Here is a 25769-nt window from a genome sequence, read left to right on the forward strand (position 1 = left end):
TCCGATGTCCGTGAGCACCACCGCCTCCAGCACATCGGCCGGCTACCGCGATCTGCGGCGGATGATCCTCGGCCAGGAGATGGTGCTGTTCGTCATCATCGTTCTCCTGTTCGTCGTCGTCGGGCTGATCAATCCACGCTTCATCGCCGAGCGGAACATCAGCAGCATCTTCCTCGGCAACGCCTATGTGGCGGTGGCGGCCATCGGCATGTCGATGGTGATCATCTCCGGCAATATCGACATATCGGTCGGGTCGCTGATCGGGGTGCTGGCGACGCTGTGCGGGACGCTGGCGCTCAACGGTGTCCCGATCATCATCAGTTGGATCATCCCGATCATCGTGGGGATGGCGATCACCACCGGCATGGGGGCGATGGTCGCGTATCTCCGGATTCCGTCGATCGTCGTGACCCTGGGGATGCTGAGTATTCTCAAGGGCGGGTTGATCAGCGTCACCGGTGGCGCTTGGCTCACCGATCTGCCGTCGGGGTTCTTCCTCGCCCAGACCAGACCGTTCGGCATTCCGACCCCCGTCTATTTCATGGTCGGCCTGACCATCGCGGCGGCGTTCTGGATGCGACGGAGCAGCCTCGGCCGTGCCATCTACGCAGTCGGCGGCAATGTTGAGGCGGCGCGACTTTCCGGCATCGACCCGGCCAAGACGGTCGTCAAGGCGTTCGCCATCCATGGCTTTTTCGTCGGCATCGCCGCCGTCCTGTTCGCGACCCAGCTCAGCGTCATCCAGTCCACGGTGCCGCCCAATCTGGAACTCACCATCATCACCGCGTCGGTGGTCGGCGGCGTCAGCATCCTCGGCGGCACCGGAACGGTGATCGGCTCGACACTCGCCGCCATCCTGATCGCCACCATCGCGTCGGCGATGATCTTCGTGAACATCTCACCGTTCTGGATGCGGGCGGTGCAGGGCGTCATGATCCTGACCACCGTGCTCGCCGACCTCTGGCGGCGCCAGCGCCAGCGGGCAGGGGGTTAGCGATGGCCGTCGAAACCCAGGCCTATCGCCCGCCCAACATGCTGCGGCACGAACTGGTGCTGTTGATGTTCCTGGTGCTCGCCGTCGGCGTTCTCGCCGTGGCGACCGACAAGTTCCTGACCGTCGACAACATGCTGAACCAGGGCCGGCTGATGACCGAGGTGGCCCTGGTTGCGCTGCCAATGACCTTCATCATCATCACCGGTGGCATCGATCTGTCGGTCGGATCGATCCTCGGGCTTGCCGCGATCATGCTCGGTGTCAGCTGGCAGAACCTCGGCCTGCCGCTCGAACTGTCGATCGTGGTCGCAATCCTGGTCGGTGCGGTGGCCGGCTGTTTCAACGGCCTGCTGATCGTCCGCGTGCGGGTGCCGCCGCTGATCATGACGCTGGCGACGCTGGCGCTGTTCCGTGGATTGGCGGAAGGCATCAGCCAGGCGCGATCGGTGCGAGGCTACCCGGAGTGGTTCTTCGTGCTCGGCCAGGGCGAAGTGCTCGGCGTGCCGACCCAGTTGTGGATCCTGCTGGTGGCGATCATCGTGTTTTGGGTGGTGCTGGCCAAGACGACGTTCGGGCGCTCGCTCTACGCCATCGGCCACAACGAGGAGGCGGCGCGCTTCTCCGGCATCCCGGTCAACCGGATCAAATTGATCATCTACAGCCTGTCCGGCACCATGGCGGGACTGTCGGGGGCGATCTTCGTGTCGCGGGTCTCGACGACGCGATCCGACATGGGGACCGGTCTGGAGCTCGACGCCATTGCGGCGGTGGTTCTCGGCGGGACCAGCATCTTCGGCGGTGTCGGCACGATCGCCGGAACGGTGATCGGCTTCACGCTCATCCAGCTTCTGAAGAATGGCCTGGCTTTGACCGGGGTGAAAGGCGATGCGACCATCGTCGTTATCGGCACGGTGCTGATCCTTTCGATCCTGGTTTCGAATTTCCTGCAGCGGCGCCGCGACAGCGACGGCTGAGGAAAGGACGCACCGGCTGGTGCATGACAGCAATGGGAGGAACCCACGATGAAGAAACTCACTGTGCTGCTGGCGGCCACCGCGCTGAGCGGAACCGCCATGGCCGCCGATCCATGGGACGGCCGCGACGATCTGCCGACCAGCCCGCTGGCATGCGATGGCACGCCGGCGACGGTCGCCGCCAAGGACTATGATGGCGGCCAGCCGACCGGCGCGCCCGATCTCAGCGGCCAGGACATCACGCTGATCGACGTGCCGAAGCTGGTGGGCATCGGCTACTTCGCCGCCACCACCGAAGGCATGCGCCAGGCGGCCGAGGAACTCGGCAACGTCAACGTCACCACCGACGGGCCGACCGAGGCCAACATCGACGACCAGATCACCTTCATCGACAACTACATCACGCAAGGGGTGAACGGCGTGCTGTTCGCCGCCAACGATCCGGTCGCCATCGCGCCGGTTCTGAAGCGGGCCCTCGGCGAAGGGATCCACGTCGTCGGCTACGACGCCAACTCCGAGCCGGATGCCCGCGAGTGGTTCGTCAACCAGGCCGAATTCAACGGCATCGGCAAAGCGCTGATCGACGCGATGGCGGCCGAGATCGGCGAAGACGGCAAGTTCGCGATCGTCACCTCGACCTTCACCACGCCGAACCAGGCGCGGTGGATCGCCGAGATGCAGGATTATCAGGAAGCCTGCTTCCCGAACATGGAGTGGCTGGAGACGGTTGAGGCGCAGGAAGACAACATCCTGTCGTTCAACCAGGCCAATACCCTGATCAACAAGTACGGCGACGACCTGGACGGCATCTTCGGCATGACCTCGGTGGCGACGCCGGCTTCGGCCGAGGCAGTGACCCAGGCGGGCGTCTGCGGTGATACAGCCGTGGTCGGGCTCGCCACGCCGAACGCCATGAAGCCGTATGTGGCATCGGGCTGCGTCAAGTCGGTGGTGCTGTGGAACCCGGTCGACCTCGGTTACGCCGCGGTCTATGCCACGCGCGCCGTCGTCGACGGCAACCTGGCGCCCGGCAGCACCAGCGTCGAGGCCGGCCGTCTCGGCACCCTGCAGGTGGTCAACGGTTCAGAAATCCTGCTCGGCGCGCCGTTCGTTTATACGGCGGACAACATCGACGATTTCGACTTCTAGTCGGACGTAAGCCGGTGGGGCCCCGATCGGGGCTCCACCTCTGATCACGGCGGGGCGTGTCGGCCCCGCTGCCCCCTTCCGACAGCTAAATCAGCTTGGCAGCGATCGAGCCGAGGTAGGCGGTGTAGCCGGCGAGGCAGGCATAGCCCTCTCGGCGGGACAGGAGCCAATTGGTCCTGAGGAAGAACAGGCTGGCGACAGTGACCGCCAGCAGGACCGGGAAATCGACCAGCAGCATATGCGGCGGCACCGCGATCGGGGCGACCAGCGACGCCACGCCCATCACTGCGAGGATGTTGAAGATGTTGGAGCCGATCACGTTGCCGACCAGCATCTCGCTTTCCGCTTTGCGGATGCAAACCAGCGCGGTCGCGAGCTCCGGCAGGCTGGTGCCGACCGCCAGCAACGTGACGCCGATGATCGCCTCGCTGACCCCGAGACCGCGGGCGAGATCGACGGAGTTCTCGACGGCGAGATGGGCGCCGAACCCGATGCCGGCGAGAAGCAGGATAGGCAAGCCATAGCTGCGCCAAAAGGAGCGCGGCTTGTGCTCGACGACGTCCTCGCGCGGAACGACTGCTTCGACAGTCTTTTCGGAGCGGAACAGGACGGACAGGTAGAGGGCCAGTCCGGCGATGAAGAGCAGGCCGATCGGCCAGTTGAACTCGCCGCCATAAGCGAACCCGACCAGCGCCACGGTTGCCGCCGCCCAGACGAACGTATCGCGAATGAAGTTGTTCCGTCCGACCACCACCGGGCGGATCACCGCGGCGGCGCCGAGAATCAGGAGGGTGTTGGCGATATTGCTGCCGGCAATGTTGCCGACCGCCAGCGCGCCGCTGCCGATCGCGGCCGAATGCACCGAGACGACGAGCTCAGGCGCGGAGGTGCCGAAGGCAACGATGGTCAAGCCGATCACCATCGGCGAGACCTTGAGGTGAACCGCGGTTTCCCGGGCCCAATCGACGAACGTATCGCATGACCACATCAGCACGCCCAGACCAAGGCACGCGAGCGAAAAACTCAGGATCATGCGTTCTCCCCGGCACGGACCGTTCGTCGGCTTAGCTTGGCAGATAATGCCTGGCGGTCATCTTTCCAAGTCCGTGGTGCTGCAGCTTTTTTCGTTGTCCCCAAGCCCGAATTGAATCTGTTTCAACCGTACTAGACAGTTTCACCGCAGATCGGCGGCACCCGGTTGACCGCGAGCACGGTCGTTTGAGTCGCGCCGCGATGGTGGCTCGCCCCACGACCTAATTTGTTCAAATTGAACAAATCTGCAATCGATTGCAAGGAATATCATCCTATTTTGTTGTGTATCGTTATGACTGATCAGATCGCCATGGCGATCTGCGCGGGGCGGTCAATCGCTTGAAAGTCAACGAATAAGCCAATTCACTTGACCAAAGGTGCGCTTAGGGTGGTTGTTCGGAGCGGGCTGCGGTTTTCGAAAATGCTTGTGACGACGACGTTCGCATGCATAATGTGTTGAAAGCGCTTGCAACGCCGTGAATTCGGCGTCAGCGTGCGGGAGGCACGGAGGTTTCCGACCTCCATCGCAGGAACCGTCCGGACGAGACGGTCAGCTTCAGGGAGGAATGCAGATATGAAATCGCAGACTCGGCTTTGGCTTCTGGCAGCAACGGCGCTCGGCGTCGCCGCGGCCGGACCGGCTTTTGCGATCGGCGGCGGGGGGGAAGTCATCATCGTCGCCAATCAGGAACCCCAATCGATGCAGGCGCAGGTGACCTACAAGGAGATCAATGGCGTCGGTCTGCGCAATGTCATCGAAAATCTGACCCGGCTCGATCCCAACACCAACGAGGTCCTGCCGATGCTGGCGTTGAGCTGGGAACAGGTCGAGCCCACCGTGTGGCACTTCAAGCTGCGCGACGACGTCACGTTCCATGACGGCACGCCGCTCAATGGCGAGTCGGCGGCGGTCAGCCTCAACTGGCTGTACAGCCCGGAGAACAATTTCAGCATCCGCGAGATGATGGGCCCGCAGATCACAGCCGAAGCCGTTGACGAGTCGACCGTCGCCGTGATCACCGAGGCGTCCGATCCACTCCTGCCGCGGCGCATCTACCTGGCCGGGCTCACGTCCGCCAAGCAGATCCAGGAAGACCCCGCGAGCCACGACGTCCACCCGATCGGCACAGGTCCCTATGTCTTCGACGAGTGGAAACAGGGTCAGTACTGGACCGCGACCGCCAACCCCGACTGGTGGGGCAACACGGCCGACGACACCTATGGCGACATCTATTACGACAGCCTGCGCGTGATCTGGCGGCCGGAGCCTGTCGTGCGCGCCGCGATGGTGGAGAGCGGCGAGGCCCAGGTCGCCATGTTCCTCACCAAGGAGGAATGTGACAGGTTCAACGAAGCCGAAGGCGTCGACTGCATCGTCAAGGGGTCCGACACTTTCCTCAGCGTCCGGCTCGACTATCACGGCGCCCAGCCGATCCTGGAGGACCTGCGGTTCCGCGAGGCGGTCTTCACCGGCATCGATTGGGAAGGCATCCGCCAGAACCTGATGGGGCTCGGCGAGCCGCTGGCCGGCCAGTTGCTGCCGGAGGCTGCGACTGGATTCCATGATGGGATCTCGCAATATCCTTACGATCCGGTGCGCGCGAAGGCCTTGGTCGAGGAACTCAAGGCGGAAGGAAGTGAGATCCCCAGCATCCATATCGCCACCCGGCTGGGGTCCACGCCGCGCAATGGCGAGATGATCGAGGCCATGGGCGCGATGCTGAATGCGATCGGCATTCCGACGACAGTCGCCGTCGAAGAACCAGGCGTGTTCAACCCGTGGGTCACGACCAAGCCGGAGCCGACGCGGGCCGGCATGTGGCTGCACCCGCAGGGCAATCCGCTGATGGACTATGCCGCTCAGTTCAGTGCGCACTACATCTGCGGCAGCATCATCTCCGTCTTCTGCGATCCGGACTTCGATGCGCGCGTTGCCGACGCCGCAACGCTAAGCGGTGACGAGCGCCACCAGGCGCTGCGCGAGTTGGTCAAGGAAGGGCACGACCGGTACATCATGGGTGGTGTCGGCCTGTTGCAGCGGGCCTACGGCGTCCCGCAAGGCTTCGACTGGGACTTCGGCCTGGACCACCGCATCCTCGCCGTTCACATGAAGCCCGCCGAGTAGAGCCCACTCCAAACACGGGCGTTCCCGGACCAACCGGGGACGCCCTCACATCGCGCCGTTGTCGGTGCGCGTCGTGATACCCAACCCGCGTGAGGCGTTTCGGTGTTCGGAGCCATAACCGGAGGCTATTTCCTACGCAGGCTCGTCGCCTCGATCGTCACGCTCGTCGTGGTGATGTCGCTGGTGTTCCTCGCCGACCGGCAGATCGGCGATCCCGCACGGATGGTTCTGGGCACCGCGGCGACCGAAGAAGACGTTCTCCAACTCCGCGAGCGGATGGGACTGGAGGACCCCCTTTGGGTCCAGTATCAGCGCTTTCTCGTCGGCATGGCGACCGGCGACATGGGCGACACGTTTCGATACGGCATCAGCAAGCCGCTGACCCATGGCGCCGAACTCCCCGATTCACGCAAGACGCTGCCGATCGCCATGGAGCGGCTACCGGCGACGCTTTTCCTCGGCGGCACAACCATCCTGTTCTCGATCCTGGTGGCGCTACCACTTGGAATCTATGCCGCCGTCCGACCGCGCTCGATCGGCGACCGGGTCGTCAACGTCCTGTCGCTCGCCGGCGTTTCCATCGTCGAATACTGGTTCGCGCTGATTCTCATCCTGGTGTTCGCGGTCAATCTCGGCTGGTTGCCGACATCGGGGTATGGAACCGCCGCAAACGTTATCCTCCCGGCATTGGCGCTATCGTTGCGACCGATCGGCCGCATCACCCAGATCGCCCGCAGCTCGATGCTTGACGAACTGGCAAAGCCATACGTCACCGCGGCGCGGGGGCGGGGGATACCGGTGTCGCGGATCTCCTGGATCCACGCTCTGAGAAATGCCGCCATCCCGATCGTCACCACCATCGGCGACGAGACGGTCAACGTGGTAACCGGGGTTATCATCATCGAAGTCATCTTCGGCTGGCCGGGAATCGGCGCCCTGACCGTCGACGCCCTGGCGATCCGGGACGTGCCGCTGGTCGAGGCGACGATCTTCCTGCTGGTGCTGATCGTCCTGACGGTCAATCTGGTCGTCGACCTGATCTACGCGGCACTCAACCCGCGCGTCCGGCTGGGTTAGCGCCATGGCAGCCGTCGACGACGCCCAAGACACCGCCGACGACGAACGGCAGGGAAACGTCACGACGCGCGACCTGCTCGTCGCACTCACCAAAGACCGCGTGGTCCTGCTCGCGGTGATCTTCCTGGTCGTCCTGGTGATCTCGGCGGCGTTCGCCAACGTCCTGGCACCTTACGATCCGCTCATCCCCAACATCTTCGCCGGGCGGCTGCCGCCGCTGTCATGGGCCGACGGACCGGGCGGGGTGCAGCAGTTTCACCTGCTCGGCACCGATGCACTCGGTCGCGACATGCTCTCGCGGCTGATGTACGGCGCGCGGGCGTCGGTGTCGGTCGGCCTGATCGCGGTCGCGGTGTCGGCGGTGATCGGCACCACGCTCGGGCTGATCGCCGGATATTATGGCGGCCGGGCCGACACCGTGATCATGCGGACTGCCGACGGGTTCATGGCGGTGCCGTCGCTGCTCATCGCCCTGTTCGTGCTGTTCATCGTCGGCGGCGGCCTGTTCAACATGGTCCTCGTCTTCGCGCTGATCCGCTGGGTGGTCTACACGCGGCTCGCCCGCGGCATCACGCTCTCCTACCGGCAATCGTCATTCGTCGAGGCGGCCCGTACCGTCGGGGCGACCGACCGGCGGATCATGTTCCGGCACATCCTGCCCAACATGATGTCGCCGCTGTTGGTGCTGGCGACGCTCGAGGTCGCGCTGCTGATCCTCGCCGAGGCCGGACTGAGCTTCCTGGGGTTCGGCCTGCAGCCGCCGGAACCGTCCTGGGGGCTGATGATCGCCCGCGGTCGCGAGTATCTACGCGAGGCGTGGTGGATGATCACATTTCCGGGTCTGGCGATCTTCCTGACGACGCTCAGCCTCAACCTGCTCGCCAACTGGCTGCGAACCATCACCGATCCGGTCCAGAGGTGGCGATGGTTGATCTGATGCCCGCCGTCGACAGGTCGCCGCCGATCGACGATGCGATCCTGACGGTGTCCGATCTACGTGTGTCGTTCCAGACGCCGCACGGCGTGGTGCGCGCGGTCAGCGGTGTCAGCCTCGGCGTGCGCAAGGGCGAAGCGCTCGGCATTCTGGGGGAATCGGGATCGGGCAAGTCGGTCAGCGTCGGCGCGATCATGGGGCTGCTCGACAGCCCGCCGGCCGAGATCGAAGGGGAAATCCACTACGGGGACATCGACCTTTTGCGCGCGCCGGCGCGCACCACCCGGCGGATTCGCGGCGACCGGGTTTCAATGGTCTATCAGGACGCGGTGACGGCTCTCAATCCAAGCCTGACCGTCGGCTATCAGATCGGCGAGATGTTCCGGGTTCATCGACCGGGAACGTCCCGCCGGGACGCCACCCGCAAGGCGATCGAACTGATGGATCGGGTCCATATCCCGTCGGCCGCGCAGCGGGTGCACAACTATCCGTTCGAATTCTCCGGCGGGATGAGCCAGCGCATCATGATCGCGATGGCGATCGCGCTCGAGCCGGACATCCTGATCGCCGACGAACCAACCACCGCACTCGACGTGACGGTGCAGGCCCAGATCATGCGGCTCCTCGCCGAACTCCGGGACCAGACCGGGATGGCGCTGATCTTGATCACCCACGACATCGGCCTGATCGCCGAAAACTCGGACCGGGTGATGGTGATGTATGCCGGCCGGGTGATGGAAAGCGGACCGACGGCGGCGGTCGTGGCGCGGCCGGCGCACCCCTACACCGAGGGGCTGATGGAGTCGGTGCCGCGCGAGGAGATGAAGCATCAGAAGCTGGTGACGATCGAGGGCTCGCCGCCGGTGCTGACCGCGATGCCGTCGGGATGCGCCTTCCATCCCCGCTGTCGCCGGCGCCAGCCGATCTGCGTCGACGATGAGCCGGCGCTGCGGCAGGTGGCCGCCGGCCGGGACAGCGCCTGTCACTTCGCGATGGAGGTCCTCGATGGCTGACGTCAGCGCCATCGACCGTGGGGGCGAACTGCTCAAGGTCGAACACCTGGTCAAACATTACGGGGTTCGCCGCGGTCGCGAGTCGAGCGGCGGTGTGGTGCGGGCGGTGGACGATGTCAGCTTCACGCTCCACCGCGGCGAGACCCTCGGGATCGTCGGCGAGTCGGGATGCGGGAAGTCGACGCTGGCGCGGGTTATTCTGCGCCTGGTCGAACCGACCGGCGGCCGGGCGATCATGGCGGGCGAAGACCTGTTCAGCCTCTCCAACCAGCAGATGCGGCTGAAACGGCGTCAGCTTCAGATCATCTTCCAGGACCCCTACGCATCGCTGAACCCGCGCATGACGGTCGCCGACATTGTCCGCGAGCCCTGGGTGATCTTTCCCGACATCGTGGCGCGCAGCGAATGGGACGACCGGCTGGCCGATCTCCTGACCCGGGTCGGGCTCAGCCGCAATGACGCCAACCGCTATCCGCACCAGTTCTCCGGCGGTCAGCGGCAGCGGATCGGCATCGCGCGGGCACTCGCGGTCAATCCGGAGATCGTCATCTGCGACGAGCCGGTGTCGGCCCTCGACGTCTCGATCCAGGCGCAGGTCATCAATCTCCTGAAGGAGATCCAGGACGAGTTCGGGCTGTCCTACATCTTCATCGCCCACGATCTGTCGATCGTGCGCCATATCTCGGATCGGGTGGCGGTCATGTATCTCGGCAAGATCGTCGAGATGGGAACCTGGCAGGAGGTCTACGACAACCCGCTGCATCCCTATACCCAGGCGCTGCTGTCGGCAGTGCCGGAGATCGATCCGGCCGCGCGGGGTCGCCGCATCATCCTGGAAGGCGAGGTGCCGAGCCCGATGAACCCGCCGTCGGGCTGTCGGTTCCGTACGCGCTGCCGCAAGGCCGAGGCGGTCTGCGCGGAGGAAGAGCCGGCGCTGGAGAAGCGCGCCGGCAGCCACGCTTGCGCATGCTTCTTCGCCGCGCCCATGGACCAGACCACGGCGGGAGGCGTGGCCGCTTGAGGGGCGGCAATTGCTTGCCGAGCCGAACGCATTGCCCGGCCGGCGATCGGAGGAAACCATGACGCCACCAGAGCTTGTCGCGACCTACTGGACGATCGGTGGAAACTGCCGCCCGAGCGGCGGTCCCGACGAAGTGAGCCCGTTCGATTTTCGCGACCGGGTCGAGACGGCTCGCAAGGTCGGGTATCGCGGCATCGGTTTCGCCTACGCTGACATCATGGCTGTCTCCGACCGGATCGGCTTCGACACGATGAAGGCGGTTCTCGACGACAACGACATGAAGCACGTCGAAGTGGAAAACATCTTTGACTGGTTCACGTCCGGCGAGCGTCGCCGCAGGTCCGATGTGATCCGGCGCGATCTGATGAACGCCGCCAAGCGGCTCGGCGCCCGGCACATCAAGATCGGCGGCGACTTCGAAAACGAGGGCCGCACAGACTGGTCGATGGAGCATCTGGCGCGGGAGTTCCGGCAACTGTGCGACGAGGCGGCGGAAGTCGGCGCCGGGATTTCGCTGGAGATCATGCCGTTCACCAATCTGAGGACCATTGACCAGGGCCTGGAGCTCTTGCGCCGGGCCGGTGCACCGAACGGCGGTATCATGATCGACATCTGGCACATGGGCCGCGGCGGGATCGACTACGACGACGTCGCTCGCATCCCCAAGGATGCGCTGTCCTGGGTGGAAGTGAATGACGCCCTCGACGAGGTCCAAGGCTCGCTGTTCAACGATACGGTGAATCATCGCGTCCTGCCGGGCGAGGGTGCGCTTCGCTTTCGCGACTTCCTGCGGGCGATCCAGGCGACGGGATATGACGGCCCCTACGGCGTCGAAATCCTGTCCGACGAACACCGGTTGCTGCCACTCGACGAAGCGGCGAGCCGTGCCTTTGACGCGACCATGAAGGAATTCGAGAGTGTCGAGCGCGAGACCGCGCAATAATGATACCGATGGGAAGACGAGGGGATGGATGAAGATCGCGATTATCGGAACAGGCCGGGTAGCCGAACTCCACGCCGCGGGCATCGAGCAGGTCGGCGATGACCTTTTGGCCGGTGCCTGGAACCGCACGGCCGCGAAGGGGGACGCCTTCGGGTCACGATTCGGTTGCAAGGTTTACGGCGAACTCGACGACCTGCTCGCCGATCCGGAGATCGACGCCGTTGTCGTCACCGTGGCGACCCCGACCCATCACGACGTGGCCAAGCGGGCGCTCGAAGCCGGCAAGCATGTGCTCCTGGAGAAGCCGCTCAGCGAGGCGGCGGACGAGGTTCGCGATCTCCGCGAAACCGCGAAGCGCACCAACCGCATCTGCATGCCGAGCCACAACTATATCTATGCGGAAGATGTCCGGCGCCTGAAATACCACACCGCGTCCGGCGATCTCGGCGAGGTGGCGAGCTTCTGGGTGATGTTCAACCGGGTCCACCCGTCCTCGATCGGCACCCCCGATTTCTACATGATGCGCGAGCTTCTCGTGCATCATGCCTACATCATGCTGCACTTCCTTGGACGGCCGAGCGATATCTCTGCCACCGGAACCAACGTCCATTTCGACGATCCCAACGCCATCGATCAGGTCATGATCACCGCCACCTATGACAGCGGGACGATCGCCAACCTGTGGGGGAGTTTCGCGGTCGACGACCGGTCCCGCGACCCGTGGACGCTGGTCGTGAAGGCAATTGGCAGCAAGGGGACGGGGTCGGCTTCGTGGAGCCAGATCAAATACGGCGAGGAACCGGAACCGTTCTGGGACGACGCCGGCTACCGCGACAGTTTCCTCCACGTCGAGCGGTACTTCATCGAGCAATGCCTCGGGCGCGGCGCGGCGCCACTGTCGACCCTGGACGACGGAGTCGACACCCTCACCATTGTCGAGACGACCAAGCGCGCGATCGAAGAGGGCAAGAAACTCCGCGTCGACTATGGCGACTGAGGTTGGCTCACGGTGTAGCTCGCGTCAGGGTGTCGGCGCGTCCGATCGGATGAGGCCCTCGGCCTTCAATTCGGCCCAGAGGTCGTTGGGGATGGCGTGGCGCATCAGGGCGATGTTAGCCGCGACCTGATCGGGATTGACGGCACCCGGAATAACCGAGGTGACCGCCGGGTGATGCAGCGGGAACTGAAGGGCGGCGGCGGCGAGGGGAACGCCGTGGCGCTTGCAGACGGCTTCGATCTTGCCGGCTCGTTCCATTTCCTCCGGGCTCGCGTCGGCGTAGTTGTACTTCGCGCCGGGAACCGGCCCGGTCGCGTAGATGCCGGAGCTGAACACGCCGCCGATGATGATCCCGGCGTCGCGTTCGACGCAGAGCGGCAGCTCGACGTCCAGCGTGTCCTGTTCGCCGAGGGTGTAACGGAGCGCCACCAGGAAGAAGTCGAGATCCATCAGCTCGAAGAAGCGCGGGATCATGCCAAGCTCGTTGATGCCGGCACCGATCGCGCCGATCGCGCCCGCTTCCTTCAGTTCGACCAGCGCCCGGTACCCGCCGGTCGCAAGCTGCGCGAGGTAGGCGGAGACCAGCGGCTCGGTCTCATGATGCCAGAAGTCGAGATCGTGGATGATAAGGATGTCGACACGGTTGAGGCCAAGGCGCTGGAGGCTGTCCTCGTAGGCCCGCATGATGCCGTCGTAGCTGTAGTCGAAGCGATGATCGAAATGCAGGCCGCCGGACCAAAAGCCGGTTTCGAATTCCTCCGGCCGCGCCGGTGCGGTGAAGACCCGGCCGACCTTGGTCGAGATCAGAAACTCGTTGCGCGGCTGCTGGTAGAGGAATCGGCCCATGCGATGCTCGCTTTGGCCGCGGCCATACCAGGGGGCGGTGTCGAAGTAGCGGACGCCGTCGGCCCAGGCGGCTTCCAGTGTCGCTCGGGAGTCGGCTTCGCTCACCCGCGTGAACAGCTCCCCAAGCGGCGCGCCGCCGAGCCCGAAGATCGGCAGCATGACGTCTGAACTGCCGAGTTTGCGGCGCGCGAATGGATCCATGGTTTGTCCTCCCTGAGACGCTTGGCCGGTGCCTTTGGTGTTACACGCAAGATGAACCGGCGAACACGCGCGTTTCTAGCATAGTCCGGCTCGTCCTGTTGGCGTTCACCCGTGCTGCGTCGATGTTGCCCGCTCTTGGGCTATGGTGTCCGGCGATGCCGTTCGGCATCTTCTGTCACCGTGTCGTACAATCTCGAAATCGTTCTCTCAACCGGAGCCCGGATGTGACTGAATCAATTCGCCTTCTTACCCCTGATGCACAGTATCCGGATGATGGCCTGATCGAGCGGGACCTGATGGGTCCGGACACTGTGTTCGACATTTTCCGCGAGCGCGAGCCGGAGCGATTACCCGACGATCTTCTGGCGCGCGCCGACGGGATCGTCGTCTGGCACGAGATGCCGATCGACGCGGCGTTCGTCGCCCGGATTCCGGCGTGTCGGATCATCGCCCGCGCCGGGGTCGGGTTCGATCACATCGATCTGCAGGCGACCGGTGCAGCCGGTATCCCGGTCTGCAACACGCCGGACTACGGGACGAGCGAGGTTGCCGACCACGCGATCGCGCTGACGTTGGCGCTGAGGCGGGCGCTGCCGGTCTATCACCAGGAATTGAGCAACGATCCGATCGGTGCGTTCGTCACCGGTTTCGACACGGTCCACACACCGCTGGTCCGCCGGCTGCGCGGCAGCGTCTTCGGCATCGTCGGCCTCGGCCGGATCGGCACGGCGACTGCCTTGCGTGCCAAGGCGTTCGGCCTCGACGTTGTCGCTTACGACCCGTACGTCTCCGCCGGCACCGAAATCGCGGTTGGCGTCCGCCGCGTCGACGATCTCGGTGCTCTGCTGGCTGAAAGTGACGTGGTCAGCCTGCACTGCCCGCTCACCGACGAGACCCGCGGGATGATCGGGGCTACCGAGCTTGCCCAGATGAAATCGGACGCGCTTCTGATCAACACGGCGCGGGGTGGGGTCGTCGACGTGCCTGCGCTGCTCGCCGCGATCGAGACCGGGCAGATTGGTGGGGCGGGGCTCGATGTCCTGCCGTCCGAGCCGCCGCAGCCCGACGACGCAATCGTTGCCGCATACAAAAATCTCTCGAAATCGCCGCTGGCGGGGCGGTTGCTCCTGACCCCGCACTCGGCGTGGTCCAGCCCGGAAAGCGCTGCCGATGCCCGGCGCCTCGCGATGGAAACCACGCTGCTTTATCTGCGCGAGGGAAGACTTCGCAACCTCGTCAATGAGGCGTTTCTCGTCGATCCACGATAGCTGCCGGTCTTGGCCATGCGCTTGTCAGCACGAAACCACCTGATACAGTGATCGGCGAAACAGCAAACACGGAGCCGCAGCGCCATGACGCGATAGGCGGGCGCGCGGACGAGGATAATTGGTTAAGACGTTCGGCGACGATCCGCCAAGCGCGGACGCGCGGGCTCCCGATGGCCGGGAGCCAGAGGCACCGGGACGCGACCATGATGTCGCGACCGCCACGGACCCCGCGGCGGCGGACAGTCATCTCCCGCGTCGTAAGCGAAAGCGCCGAAGACGCCGGCGGCGCAGCGTCTACGCTTCGGCAGAGCCTCGTCCCGCCGATAACCAGAACGGTGCCGCGAGCGAGAGCCAGCCGGCTGAGCCGCAGCCACTGCCAACGCCGGTGGCGATCCCCGATCGACCTGTGCGGCGCAACTTTTACGGCGCGCTCGATCTCGGCACTAACAACTGCCGGCTTCTGGTGGCGGTGCCGCGTGAGCGCGGGTTCCGGGTGGTCGACGCCTTCTCGCGGATCGTCCGGCTCGGCGAGGGGATCGGCCGCACCGGGCGGCTCGGCGACGCCGCCATGGATCGGGCGATCGATGCGCTCAAGGTGTGCGCCAGCAAGCTGGCGCATCGCGACGTCACCCGCGCCCGCCTGATCGCCACCGAAGCTTGCCGGGTCGCCGACAACGGTGATGTTTTCGTGGAAGCTGTCGCGCGGGAAACCGGCTTGAAGCTGGAGGTGGTCTCCCAGGAAACCGAAGCGCGACTGGCGGTTGCCGGCTGTGCGTCGCTGATCGACCCGCGGGCCTCGGGTGTTATCCTCTTCGATATCGGCGGCGGCTCGTCGGAGCTGGTATGGATCGACCTGACGACGCCGGGATCGGGGCGGCGCATGTCGGACCGCATCGGGGCGTGGAAATCGCTGCCGCTTGGCGTGGTCAACCTGTCGGAGCACCACGGCGGGCACCACATCTCGTCTTCGATGTTCGAAGCGATGGTCGCGGAGGTCGCCGAGCTCCTGGACGACTTCCCCCACGTGGACGCCGTTGATCGCGCGGTCGCCAATGGATCGGTGCATATGCTGGGCACGTCGGGGACGGTGACGACGCTGGCCGGCGTGCATCTGGGGCTGCCGCGCTACGACCGCCGACGCGTCGACGGGACGTGGCTGAGTGGCGAGCGGGTCGCCGAACTGGTCGCCGACTTCGCTGCCATGGACTACGAGGAGCGGGTGGCAAACCCTTGCATCGGCCGCGAACGCGCCGATCTGGTGATCGCCGGCTGCGCGATCCTGGAGGCGTTCCGGCGCCGTTGGCCGGTCGATCGGCTCCGGGTCGCCGATCGGGGGCTGCGCGAGGGTTTGCTGGTCGAGATGATGGCCGAGGACGGTGCATGGCGGCCGCGATCGCGGCGCCGCCGGTCCGACAACGGGAATGGCTGAGCGCGGCCGGGGACCGAGCGGCCGCAACCTCAAGGTTCGGGTCAAGACGGCGAGGCGCCGGAAGGCGTCGTCGGCCCGCTGGCTCGAGCGGCAACTGAACGATCCCTATGTCGCCCGCGCCAAGGCGGAAGGCTACCGGGCCCGCTCGGCGTTCAAGCTGATCGAGATGGACGACCGGTATCAACTGTTCACCAAGGGCGCGCGGGTGGTCGATCTTGGTGCCGCGCCGGGCGGATGGTCCCAGGTCGCCGCGGAGCGGGTCGGGTCGACTGCGGACGAGCCGCTGGTGGTCGCGGTCGACTATCTGGAGATGGCGCCGCTGCCGGGTGTCATCGTTCTGCGCAAGGACTTCCTCGACGACGACGCCCCGGAGATGATCGAAGCGGCGCTCGGCGGGCATCCGGTCGATGTGGTTCTCTCCGATATGGCGGCACCGACCACCGGACACCGCAAGACCGATCACCTGCGGACGATGCATCTCTGCGAAGTCGCCGCCGACTTCGCCCGATCGGTACTGCGGCCGGGCGGTCGTTTCGTCACGAAGGTTTTTCAGGGCGGTGCGGCGGGCGATCTGCTCGCCGGCCTCAAGCGTGATTACGCCAAGGTCCACCACGTCAAGCCGCCGGCAAGCCGCAGCGGTTCGGTGGAGCTCTATCTCGTCGCCAGCGGATTTCGTGGCGGCGCGGACTGATCAGGCGCGCCTGAACAGTCCCACAATCACCAACAGGATCACCGCGCCGATCGTCGCCGAGATGATCGAGCCGATGACGCTGCCGCCAATGAACACACCGAGAAGAGGCAGAATGAAGCTGGCGATCAACGCGCCGACGATGCCGACGACGATGTTGCCGAGCAGGCCGAAGCCGCCGCCTCGGACGATAAGCCCGGCCAGCCAGCCGGCGATCGCGCCGATGATGAGCGCAATGATAATCGCGGTGATCATGTTCCCCCTCCGGTATCCCGCCGCTGAGACAGCAATCATAACGCGGCTCGCGAGGTTTACCTAGAGCGCTACCGTTCGCGCATCACGGTTACCGCGTCCGGCGCATAGCGCCGGTGCCTGGACACCTGGTGCCCGGCATCAGGGGTGAGCCGCAGAAAGAAGAAGACCGACGCGACGACGATCAGCCCGACCACGATGAACGCCGGAGCAAAGGCCTCCGCAGTGATCGCCTCCTGGCCGATGCTGGCAATCTGCACCACCGTCGCGCCGACGGAGATGCCGATAGTGAGGGCGAGCTGCTGGGCGACGCTGGTGATCGCCGTAGCCTTGCTCAGTTGGCGCGTTTCGATGTCGGCGAAGGCAAGGGCGCTAACGCTGGTGAACTGCAGGGATCGTGAGAAACCGCCCGCCAGCAGCACGCCGACCATGATCCAGATCGGGGTCGTCATCGTGAACGCGGCGGGGATCGAGACGAACACCGCCGATATGATGGCGTTGGTCACCAACACGGCGCGGAAACCGTAAAGCCAGAGGATTGGCGTGGCGATGAACTTCATGACGACCGCACCGATCGCGGCGGAGAAGGTGATCATCCCCGACCGGAATGGCGTCATGCCGAAGCCGACCTGAAGCAAAAGCGGCAACAGGAACGGCGTAGCGCCAACGCCGACACGAAACAGCATCGTGCCCATCGTGCTGATCCAGAATGTCGGGATTCGAAACAGGGTGAGGTCGATGATCGGGTTCGGAGCGCTGCGGCTGTAGACGACATAACCGGCGAGAAGCAGGGCGCCAGCGACCAGCATGGCGATGACATAGGCGGCCGGCATGAGATCGAGACCGAGGATGGTCGAGCCGCTCATGAAGAACGCGAGCCCCAGGCCCGACAACAGAAAGCCGCGGGTGTCGAAGGCACCGACGCCTTCGCCGCGAATGTCTGGAACGTAGAGCGTCGCGAGGATCAGGCCGAGGATGCCGACGGGAACGTTGATCCAAAAGATCCAGCGCCAGTCGAAGAAGGTTGTGATGAAGCCGCCGACCGGCGGACCCATCAGCGGGCCGATCAGCGCGGGGATGGTCAGCCAAGCCAGTGAGCCAACCAGTTCATGTTTCTCCACGCTGCGAAGCACGATCAACCGGCCGACCGGGACCATCATCGACCCGCCCAAGCCTTGAACGATCCGGGCGGCGACCAGTTCGGCGATGGACTCCGACAATCCGCACCAGATTGATCCGATCGTGAAGGTGGCGATGGCCAACCGGAAGACGAGCCGCGCGCCGAATCGGTCGGCCAGCCAGCCGGAGGCGGGAATGAAGATCGCCAGCGCCAGAAGATACGAGGTCAGCGCCAACTTCAGGTAGAGCGGGCTGACGCCAAAATCGGCGGCGATTGCCGGCAGAGCCGTCGAGAGAACCGTGGAATCGAGGTTCTCCATGAACAGCGCTGATGCAACGATGAGCGGAAGAAGGATTCGGTCGGGCATTGGCCCTGTCATATCACGGACGGGACCCGGCGCGATTTGTTCGTTCGCATTCGGCGCGGAATTCTGCTAGCTGTAACGATACAGATTCCGATCTTATGGGCGGCCGAATAGGGCAGCCCAACGGGGTCGGATTCGTCTTCAACCGAGCCCGGTTGTACGGCCGCAGGATATTCGCGCCGGATCGGGCCTTGCCGCGACCGCGAGGAGGGGGGCTGTATGCGTCTGTTGATTTTGGGCACCGGTGGCATGGCCGCGAAACATGCCGAGAGCTTCTCGGCCATTGACGGTGTCAGCGTCGTCGGCGGTGTCGACGTCATTCCAGAGCGGCTCGCCGCGTTTTGCGCGGAACATGGGATCGAGCACCAGTTCGGGTCGATCGAAGACGCGCTGGCGTGGGGCGAGTTTGATGCGGTCGCCAACGTCACCCCTGATCAGGTTCACTATCCGACCACGATGACGGCTATCGCCGCCGGCAAGCACGTGTTCTGCGAGAAGCCGCTGGCGACCGACGCCGGCAAGGCGATGGAGATGACCGAAGCGATCGAGGGCGCCGGCCTAGTCGGCATGGTCAATCTCACCTACCGCAATTCGCCGGCACTCCAGAAAGGCCGTCAGATGGTGCTCGACGGCGCGGTGGGGCAGGTCCGGCATGTTGAGGCGTCGCACCTGCAAAGCTGGCTTGTCGGCAATGCCTGGGGCGACTGGAAGACAGAGAGCAAATGGCTCTGGCGGCTTTCCAAACAGCACGGATCGAACGGCGCGCTCGGCGACATCGGCATCCACATCGTCGATTTCACGTCCTATGGCAGCGGCCTCGACGTGGCTCATGTCTGCGCACGGCTGAAGACGTTCGACAAGGCACCGGGCGGTGAGATCGGCGAGTACGTGCTCGACGCGAATGACGCCTTCACCATGAACGTGGATTTCACCACCGGGGCGATCGGCACGATCCAGGCGAGCCGGACCGCAGCCGGTCAGCTCGACCAGTTGCGGCTCCGGGTCTATGGCGAGACGGGATCGGTCGAGATCATGTACGACACCGGGCAGTCGACGCTGCGGGCGTGTCTCGTTGACGACGTGAACACCGCCACCTGGCGTGACGTTTCGCTCGAACCGGTGGAAACCAATTACCAGCGCTTCGTCGCCGCGGTCAGGGCGGGCGCCACCCAGGAGCCGTCCTTCCGCCGCGCGGCGAACATCCAGAAGGTCCTCGACATGGCCCAGGTCTCAGACCGCGAACATCGGGACGAGGCGGTCGCCTGAGCGGGGATCGCCGGGGCGCGATCAGTCTGCCTTCTCCGGGCTCGGCGGGAGGCGGACCGTCACCCGGAGCCCACCTTCCGGCAGATTGGCGATCGCGATCTCGCCGCCATGGGCCAGCACAATCGAGCGGGCAATCGCCAACCCGAGGCCGACGCCGCCGGTTTCGCGGCTGCGGGACGTTTCCAGCCTGACGAATGGCTTGAAGACATCCTCCGCGCGGTCCTCGGGGACACCCGGGCCGTCGTCATCGACGGTGATCAGCGGCCCGTCGGCCGCGTCCCGCAGGGTGACACGCGCCCGCTCGCCATACCGGACGGCGTTATCGATCACATTGCCGAGGGCGCGTTTCAGCGCGGTGGGCCGGCAGGCGTAGGGGAGGCGCCCGGCGCCCTGAAACGCCACCTGCTGGTCGAGGGCCACGCGATCATCAACGAGGCTCTCGACCAGGGCGTTGAGGTCGACCGACCGCACCGGCTCCGCCGCCGCGTCATCGCGAGCGAAGGCCAGCGCGGCTTCCGCCATCGCCTGCATGTCGTCGAGGGTGGCGATCATCTTGGCCCGCGCCTCCTCGTCGTCGAGGAGCTCGGCACGTAGGCGTAGAGATGTGATCGGCGTCCTGAGATCATGGCCGACCGCCGCGAGCATGCGGGTGCGGTCGGCAATGAAGCGTTCCAGACGCTCCTGCATCTCGTTGAACGCGGTGGTCAACCGCCTCACTTCGCTCGGCCCGGTTTCCGGCAGCGGCTTCGGCGGGCCGCCGCGGCCGAACGCCTCGGCGCTGTCGGCCAGGGCGGCGAGCGGCCGGGTGACGCGGCGCGCGGTGAACCAGACGATCGCCAGGATCGCCAGTGCCATCGCGGCGGCGGACGCCACGGTCAGCCATGGAAATTCGACCGGTTCAGCCCGTATCCGGGTCTGGGCGTTGAGCCAGCCCCCATCCGGGAAGGGGATCGACACCAGCACGTCATACCGTTCGCCGCCGCGGGGACCGTGGCGGCCGGGAAACCGGCGGAAGTCGCGCGGCGATCGTCGCTCGATATTGCCATTGTCGTCGACGATCGCGATGCGGGGGCGCTCGGGCGGCCTGAAGGTCAGCATCCGCTCGAGCGGGTGTGCGGTCATCGTGCCCGATCCGCCCTCCGGCGCCGCAACGGCAGCGTCTTCCGTCACCCAGTAGCGCAGACGCTTCGTCGTTGCCGCTTGGGCGAGTTCGCTCCGATCGGCGTCGGGAGATTCGACAAGCACGCGCGTGACCGACGCCACGTTCTCCAACAGGCCGGCGCGGCTCGCCGAGCGCACAGCGCTCTCGCGGTCGCCGGTGAAGACAATGACGCCCGCGACCTGCACGACGATCAGCGCACCGATCAGTAGCACGACCAGCTGGCCGCCAAGCGTCCGCGGCAAGATCCTCACCGGCCGGCCTCCTCCACATCGCAGGCGAGCACATAGCCGCCACCCCAGACGGTCTTGATGATGGTCGGCGATTTGGGGTCGGCCTCAATCTTCTTGCGCAGGCGGCTGACCTGATTGTCGATCGAGCGCTCGAACGGTTCGAGTGACCGTCCGCTGGTGAGGTCGAGCAACTGCTCGCGCGACAGGACCATGTGCGGCCGGCGAACGAAGGTGGAGAGCAGCCGGAACTCAGTCGTGCTCAGCGCCACGGCGATACCGTCGTCGGTGGAAATCTCGCGCCGGGCGGTGTCGAGGGTCCACCGGTCGAAACGGAGCCGCCGGGTTTCCGGTTCCGCGGCGTGCGGCGGCAGCGAGCGCGAGCGGCGGAGCACCGCCTTGATGCGGGCGAGGAGCTCGCGCGGGTTGAACGGTTTCGTGACGTAGTCGTCGGCGCCAATCTCGAGACCGACCACCCGGTCGGTGTCCTCGGCCATCGCAGTCAGCAAGATGACGGGCAAGTCGGTGGTCTCGCGCAGCATCCGGCATAAAGACAGGCCGTCTTCACCGGGCATCATGATGTCGAGAACGACGAGGTCGATGGCGCTGCTCTTGAGGGCGCGGCGCATTTCGTTACCGCCATCGGCGGCCGTCACCCGCATGCCAGACTTCACCAGATAGCGCGCCAGCGGTTCGCGGATATCGGCGGAATCGTCAACGATCAGGATGTGGGGTGAAGCATCCATGCTTGTTCAATCGCGTTTGGCCTCGGCATTTACGAGCCCTCCGAGCGCCGTCTTCCGGAGAAAAGTGTAACGAAATGTATCAACCGCCGGGACTGCCAAGACTTCATACAATCTCGTGAACCAACGGGACACTCTGTCCTCCGATCGCGCCTATGTGGGGAGCGTCCGACACCCCAACCGGACTCGAAAGGAAGGAAAATCCAGACATGAAAACCCGTAGCAAAATTCTTGTCGCCGCCCTGACGGCCTCGGCAATCGGCCTGACGGCCGTGCCGACCTTCGCCGCACCGGGCGACGGCGCCCGCAATCAGGAATACCAGACCGCCAACCGCGGTGATCGCGACGGTGACCGTCGCGGCCACTACCGCGGCCATCGCGAACGCGACAGGGCCGAAATGCGCGGCAAGCGCGGCGGCAAGGGCGGGCCCGGCCATCGGCAGAGGGGCGGCCCCGGCGGTCCCCGCGGCGGCATGAGTGCGTTTCTGATCGAGCGCTTCGACACCAACGAAGACGGCACGATCACCGCGGCCGAGATCGCGGCTGTCAATGCCGAGCGCGTCGGCGACTACGACGCCAATGGCGACGGTGCCCTGTCGCTGGCCGAGTTCAAGGCACTGTGGGCCGACACAATGAACGAGCGGATCGTTCGCGACTTCCAGCGGCTCGACCCGGATGGTGATGCCACGGTGACGCTCGAAGAGTACAGCGAGCGCTTCGATCGGATGATGACCCGTCTCGACCGAAACGACGACGGTGTGATCGGTGAGGACGAACTCCGCGGCCCGCGGCGTGGTCCGGGCCCCCGGACTCCGGCGCCGACAAATCCGGCCCCGGAAGCCGCGCCTGACGCCCAGGACGGTTGAACCGCGGACATCCGAGCCTCACTCGTAACTGCGTAAGGCTTGAAGGGCGGGAGACATCCCGCCCTTTTCTCATGTGCGCGCCTTTGCCGAATCGCAGCAGCGTGGTAATCACCCTCGCCAACTCGTGACAACACGGCGCAGCGCCCCCGGTCTGATCCCAGACCGGCGTGGCGGGCCTTTTTTGGAGTTGGCGCATGGCACATATCGTCGAAACCGCATTCGGCCGCGACGCCCTGGCCTTTGACGACGTGCTGCTGGCACCGGGTCCGTCGGCGGTCCTCCCCGCGCAGACCGACGTCAAAACCCGTCTCACCCGCTCGATCGAACTGAACCTGCCGATCCTGTCGGCGGCGATGGACACGGTCACCGAAGGGCGCCTCGCGATCGCCATGGCCCAGGCCGGCGGGATCGGCGTGGTCCACCGCAATCTCTCGCCGGAAGCGCAGGCCGAGCAGGTTCGCCAGGTGAAGAAGTTCGAGTCGGGGATGGTGGTCAATCCGCTGACCATCAGCCCGACTGCGACGCTCGCCGACGCCCTGGCGCTGATGAAGCAGCACAACATCTCGGGCATTCCCGTCGTCGCCGACGGCCCGTCGCCGAGCCGATTGGTCGGCATCCTCACCAACCGCGATGTGCGCTTCGCTTCCGACCCGGACCAGCCGATCTCCGAACTGATGACCAAGGACAATCTGGTCACGGTCGATGAGACCGTCGACCAAAACGAGGCCAAGCGCCTCCTGCATCAGCACCGGATCGAGAAGCTGCTGGTGGTGGACGACGATTATCGCTGCGTCGGGCTGATCACCGTCAAGGACATCGAGAAGAGCCAGCTCAATCCGAGCGCCACCAAGGACGAGCAGGGACGCTTGCGCGTGGCCGCCGCATCGACGGTGGGCGATGACGGGCTCAGCCGTGTCGAGCAGCTTCTCGATGCCGAATGCGACCTGATCGTCATCGACACCGCGCACGGTCATTCGGCGCGCGTCCTTGAGACGGTGAGGCGGGTGAAGGCGGCGTCGAACCAGGCGCAGGTCATCGCCGGCAATGTCGCGACCGGTGACGGGGTCCGTGCGTTGATCGATGCCGGTGCGGATGCGGTGAAGATCGGCATCGGGCCGGGCTCGATCTGCACCACGCGGATCGTCGCCGGGGTCGGCGTGCCACAGCTCACCGCGGTGATGGACGCGGCTGAGGCCGCCGCCGACGCCGACGTGCCGGTTATCGCCGATGGGGGTATCAAATACTCCGGCGACCTTGCCAAGGCGCTCGCCGCCGGTGCGTCTTCGGCGATGATCGGGTCACTGCTGGCCGGCACGGACGAGAGCCCCGGCGAGGTCTACCTGCACCAGGGGCGCTCGTACAAATCCTATCGCGGTATGGGCTCGGTCGGGGCCATGGCCCGCGGCTCGGCCGACCGTTACTTCCAGGCCGAAGTCAGCGACTCGCTGAAGCTGGTACCGGAGGGGATCGAAGGGCAGGTGCCCTACAAGGGGCCGCTCGCCGGCGTCCTTCATCAGCTCGCCGGCGGCCTGCGGGCGGCGATGGGGTATGTCGGCGCGGCCGATCTCGCGGAGTTGCGCGACAAGGCGCGGTTCCTGCGCATCTCCTCGGCCGCCCATCGCGAGAGCCACGTCCATGACGTGACGATCACGCGCGAAAGCCCGAACTATCGCAGCGGACGGTAACGGACCCGGATGACGCCCGCAGCGCGGCTCGCCGCGGCCATTGAAGTCCTGATCGATGTCGAAGCCCGCCACCGGCCGGCCGCCGCGGCCCTGAAGGACTGGGGCGTTTCCCACCGGTTTGCCGGATCGAAGGATCGGGCCGTCATCGGCAACATCGTCTACGACACGCTGCGCTGGCGCGCGTCGAGTGCCTGGGCGATGGACGCCGACACGCCACGGGCTTTGGTGCTGGGGACGGCCGGTCGCCGGTGGGGTTACGGCGGTTTGGGGTTGCGCGAGCTCTTCGCCGGCGATCGTCATGCGCCGGAGCCAATATCGGAGGCGGAGGTCACGGCCATTGACGGAGCGGATCTGGAGACGGCGCCGCCGCATGTGCGGGCCGACGTCCCCGAATGGCTGGCGCCGCAGTTCGCAGCAGCATTCGGCGACGATTGGGTTGCCGAGGGCGCGGCGTTGGCAGAGCGGCCGCCCCTCGACGTCCGGGTGAACAGCCTCAAGGCCGACCGGGAGAAGGTGGCAAAGGCGCTGGCCCGATATCAGGTGCAGCAAACGGCGCATGCGCCGTCAGGTCTGCGGATCGCGCCGACAGAGCGGGACGGGCGGCACCCGAACCTTCAGGTCGAGCCCGGATTCCAGAAAGGCTGGTTCGAGATCCAGGATGAGGGCAGCCAGCTTGCGTCTGGCTTCGTCGCCGCCAAGCCGGGCGAGCAAATCCTTGATCTGTGCGCCGGTGCCGGCGGCAAGACCTTGGCGCTCGCGGCGGCGATGGCAAACAAGGGGCAGGTCTTCGCCACGGACAGCGACCGGTCGCGGCTGGCGCCGATCTTCGATCGTTTGAAGCGGGCGGGCACCCGGAACGTCCAGGTGCGCCCGGCGGGCGCCGATCTCACGGACCTCACGGGGCGGATGGATGCGGTTCTGATCGATGTGCCGTGCACCGGCACCGGCGTCTGGCGCCGGCGTCCGGACGCGAAGTGGCGGCTCCGCGAACACGCGCTTCAGCAACGGATCAAGGAACAGGCGGCACTCCTCGACGACGCGGTTCGCTATCTGAAGCCGGGCGGCCGATTGGTCTACGTCACATGTTCGGTGCTGCCGGTGGAGAACGACCGCCAGGTGGAGGCGTTCCTCGAGCGGCGAGCGGGAGCGGTATCACTGCCCGCCGACATTCTGGCACCGGCTCTCGGCACGGCCGTGTACCGAAGCGCGACCGGGGTCGCGCTGACGCCGCTGAGGACCGGGACCGACGGATTTTTCGTCAGTGTTGTTGAGAAGGTGTAGCCGCATCTTGGCAGACGGGGTTGGCAATGACATGGGTTGGGAGTGGTATTGGTCCGCGACAGGCCGCCTCTCTCACGTGAACAGAAAACACTCGATCAAACTGGTGGAATTG

The 25769-nt window shown here is 65.5% G+C and carries 23 protein-coding genes; 17 read left to right on the forward strand and 6 right to left on the reverse strand.

Features of this window, described 5'->3' with window-relative positions:
• Nucleotides 1–4 precede the first annotated feature (4 nt).
• Genes ACO076_RS12615 through ACO076_RS12625 form a run of 3 tightly spaced genes read left to right on the forward strand, consistent with a single transcriptional unit; the run spans nt 5 to nt 3117 of the window.
• The gene (locus ACO076_RS12615; protein ID WP_421723182.1) at nt 5–994 is read left to right on the forward strand and encodes an ABC transporter permease; all 990 of its coding nucleotides are present in this window, start codon (nt 5–7) and stop codon (nt 992–994) included.
• A 2-nt stretch (nt 995–996) separates the two neighbouring features.
• On the forward strand, nt 997–1968 hold the full coding sequence (locus ACO076_RS12620; protein WP_421723183.1) for an ABC transporter permease: 972 nt from the start codon (nt 997–999) through the stop codon (nt 1966–1968).
• A 48-nt stretch (nt 1969–2016) separates the two neighbouring features.
• On the forward strand, nt 2017–3117 hold the full coding sequence (locus ACO076_RS12625) for a substrate-binding domain-containing protein (protein ID WP_421723184.1): 1101 nt from the start codon (nt 2017–2019) through the stop codon (nt 3115–3117).
• 85 nt (nt 3118–3202) lie between these two features.
• Here ACO076_RS12625 and ACO076_RS12630 read toward each other — a convergent pair whose 3' ends face one another.
• On the reverse strand, nt 3203–4150 hold the full coding sequence (locus ACO076_RS12630; protein WP_421723185.1) for a calcium/sodium antiporter: 948 nt from the start codon (nt 4148–4150) through the stop codon (nt 3203–3205).
• A gap of 573 nt (nt 4151–4723) precedes the next feature.
• Here ACO076_RS12630 and ACO076_RS12635 point away from each other — a divergent pair.
• The 7 genes from ACO076_RS12635 to ACO076_RS12665 all read left to right on the forward strand — a co-directional run bounded on the left by ACO076_RS12635 (nt 4724) and on the right by ACO076_RS12665 (nt 12259).
• Entirely contained in the window at nt 4724–6274 is a 1551-nt protein-coding gene (locus ACO076_RS12635; RefSeq protein WP_421723186.1) for an ABC transporter substrate-binding protein, read from the forward strand.
• 102 nt (nt 6275–6376) lie between these two features.
• Entirely contained in the window at nt 6377–7351 is a 975-nt protein-coding gene (locus ACO076_RS12640; RefSeq protein ID WP_421723187.1) for an ABC transporter permease, read from the forward strand.
• 4 nt (nt 7352–7355) lie between these two features.
• On the forward strand, nt 7356–8288 hold the full coding sequence (locus ACO076_RS12645) for an ABC transporter permease (RefSeq protein ID WP_421723188.1): 933 nt from the start codon (nt 7356–7358) through the stop codon (nt 8286–8288).
• The gene (locus ACO076_RS12650) at nt 8276–9298 is read left to right on the forward strand and encodes an ABC transporter ATP-binding protein (RefSeq protein WP_421723189.1); all 1023 of its coding nucleotides are present in this window, start codon (nt 8276–8278) and stop codon (nt 9296–9298) included. The genes ACO076_RS12645 and ACO076_RS12650 overlap by 13 nt, the downstream gene beginning before the upstream one ends.
• Entirely contained in the window at nt 9291–10319 is a 1029-nt protein-coding gene (locus ACO076_RS12655) for an ABC transporter ATP-binding protein (RefSeq protein ID WP_421723190.1), read from the forward strand. Before ACO076_RS12650 ends, ACO076_RS12655 begins: the two co-directional genes overlap by 8 nt.
• Nucleotides 10320–10377: 58 nt before the next feature.
• Complete coding sequence (locus tag ACO076_RS12660; RefSeq protein WP_421723191.1) at nt 10378–11262, forward strand: sugar phosphate isomerase/epimerase family protein; 885 nt, start codon at nt 10378–10380, stop codon at nt 11260–11262.
• Nucleotides 11263–11290: 28 nt separating this feature from the next.
• A complete protein-coding gene (locus tag ACO076_RS12665) occupies nt 11291–12259 on the forward strand; it encodes a Gfo/Idh/MocA family protein (RefSeq protein ID WP_421723192.1) in 969 nt (322 codons plus the stop codon).
• A 24-nt stretch (nt 12260–12283) separates the two neighbouring features.
• On the opposite strand, the gene ACO076_RS12670 is transcribed toward ACO076_RS12665, so the two are convergent.
• Nucleotides 12284–13306, reverse strand: a complete 1023-nt coding sequence (locus ACO076_RS12670) for an aldo/keto reductase (RefSeq protein WP_421723193.1) — start codon at nt 13304–13306, stop codon at nt 12284–12286.
• Between the two features lie 224 nt (nt 13307–13530).
• Between ACO076_RS12670 and ACO076_RS12675 the strand changes: the two genes are divergently transcribed.
• The 3 genes from ACO076_RS12675 to ACO076_RS12685 all read left to right on the forward strand — a co-directional run bounded on the left by ACO076_RS12675 (nt 13531) and on the right by ACO076_RS12685 (nt 16694).
• Nucleotides 13531–14574 (forward strand): C-terminal binding protein, encoded by a 1044-nt coding sequence (locus tag ACO076_RS12675; RefSeq protein WP_421723194.1) that lies wholly within the window; start codon nt 13531–13533, stop codon nt 14572–14574.
• Between the two features lie 118 nt (nt 14575–14692).
• Nucleotides 14693–16003: a Ppx/GppA phosphatase family protein gene (locus ACO076_RS12680; RefSeq protein ID WP_421723195.1), complete on the forward strand. Its 1311-nt coding sequence runs from the start codon at nt 14693–14695 to the stop codon at nt 16001–16003.
• Nucleotides 15996–16694: an RlmE family RNA methyltransferase gene (locus ACO076_RS12685; protein WP_421723196.1), complete on the forward strand. Its 699-nt coding sequence runs from the start codon at nt 15996–15998 to the stop codon at nt 16692–16694. Before ACO076_RS12680 ends, ACO076_RS12685 begins: the two co-directional genes overlap by 8 nt.
• On the opposite strand, the gene ACO076_RS12690 is transcribed toward ACO076_RS12685, so the two are convergent.
• Both ACO076_RS12690 and ACO076_RS12695 read right to left on the reverse strand, forming a co-directional pair.
• Nucleotides 16695–16946 (reverse strand): GlsB/YeaQ/YmgE family stress response membrane protein, encoded by a 252-nt coding sequence (locus tag ACO076_RS12690; RefSeq protein WP_421723197.1) that lies wholly within the window; start codon nt 16944–16946, stop codon nt 16695–16697.
• Nucleotides 16947–17014: 68 nt separating this feature from the next.
• Nucleotides 17015–18430, reverse strand: a complete 1416-nt coding sequence (locus ACO076_RS12695) for an MFS transporter (RefSeq protein ID WP_421723198.1) — start codon at nt 18428–18430, stop codon at nt 17015–17017.
• Nucleotides 18431–18646: 216 nt separating this feature from the next.
• Between ACO076_RS12695 and ACO076_RS12700 the strand changes: the two genes are divergently transcribed.
• A complete protein-coding gene (locus tag ACO076_RS12700; protein WP_421723199.1) occupies nt 18647–19693 on the forward strand; it encodes a Gfo/Idh/MocA family protein in 1047 nt (348 codons plus the stop codon).
• 21 nt (nt 19694–19714) lie between these two features.
• On the opposite strand, the gene ACO076_RS12705 is transcribed toward ACO076_RS12700, so the two are convergent.
• Complete coding sequence (locus ACO076_RS12705) at nt 19715–21106, reverse strand: ATP-binding protein (protein ID WP_421723200.1); 1392 nt, start codon at nt 21104–21106, stop codon at nt 19715–19717.
• Complete coding sequence (locus ACO076_RS12710) at nt 21103–21828, reverse strand: response regulator (RefSeq protein ID WP_421723201.1); 726 nt, start codon at nt 21826–21828, stop codon at nt 21103–21105. Before ACO076_RS12710 ends, ACO076_RS12705 begins: the two co-directional genes overlap by 4 nt.
• A gap of 206 nt (nt 21829–22034) precedes the next feature.
• Here ACO076_RS12710 and ACO076_RS12715 point away from each other — a divergent pair, with 206 nt between their 5' ends.
• The 3 genes from ACO076_RS12715 (at nt 22035) to ACO076_RS12725 (ending at nt 25657) form a co-directional block, all read left to right on the forward strand.
• Entirely contained in the window at nt 22035–22691 is a 657-nt protein-coding gene (locus ACO076_RS12715) for an EF-hand domain-containing protein (RefSeq protein ID WP_421723202.1), read from the forward strand.
• Nucleotides 22692–22885: 194 nt separating this feature from the next.
• Nucleotides 22886–24376: an IMP dehydrogenase gene (gene guaB / locus ACO076_RS12720; protein WP_421723203.1), complete on the forward strand. Its 1491-nt coding sequence runs from the start codon at nt 22886–22888 to the stop codon at nt 24374–24376.
• A gap of 9 nt (nt 24377–24385) precedes the next feature.
• Nucleotides 24386–25657: an RsmB/NOP family class I SAM-dependent RNA methyltransferase gene (locus tag ACO076_RS12725; protein WP_421723204.1), complete on the forward strand. Its 1272-nt coding sequence runs from the start codon at nt 24386–24388 to the stop codon at nt 25655–25657.
• Nucleotides 25658–25769 lie beyond the last annotated feature (112 nt).

The organism is Bauldia sp. (assembly GCF_965232525.1).
In the GTDB taxonomy this organism is placed as follows: Bacteria; Pseudomonadota; Alphaproteobacteria; order Rhizobiales; family Kaistiaceae; genus Bauldia.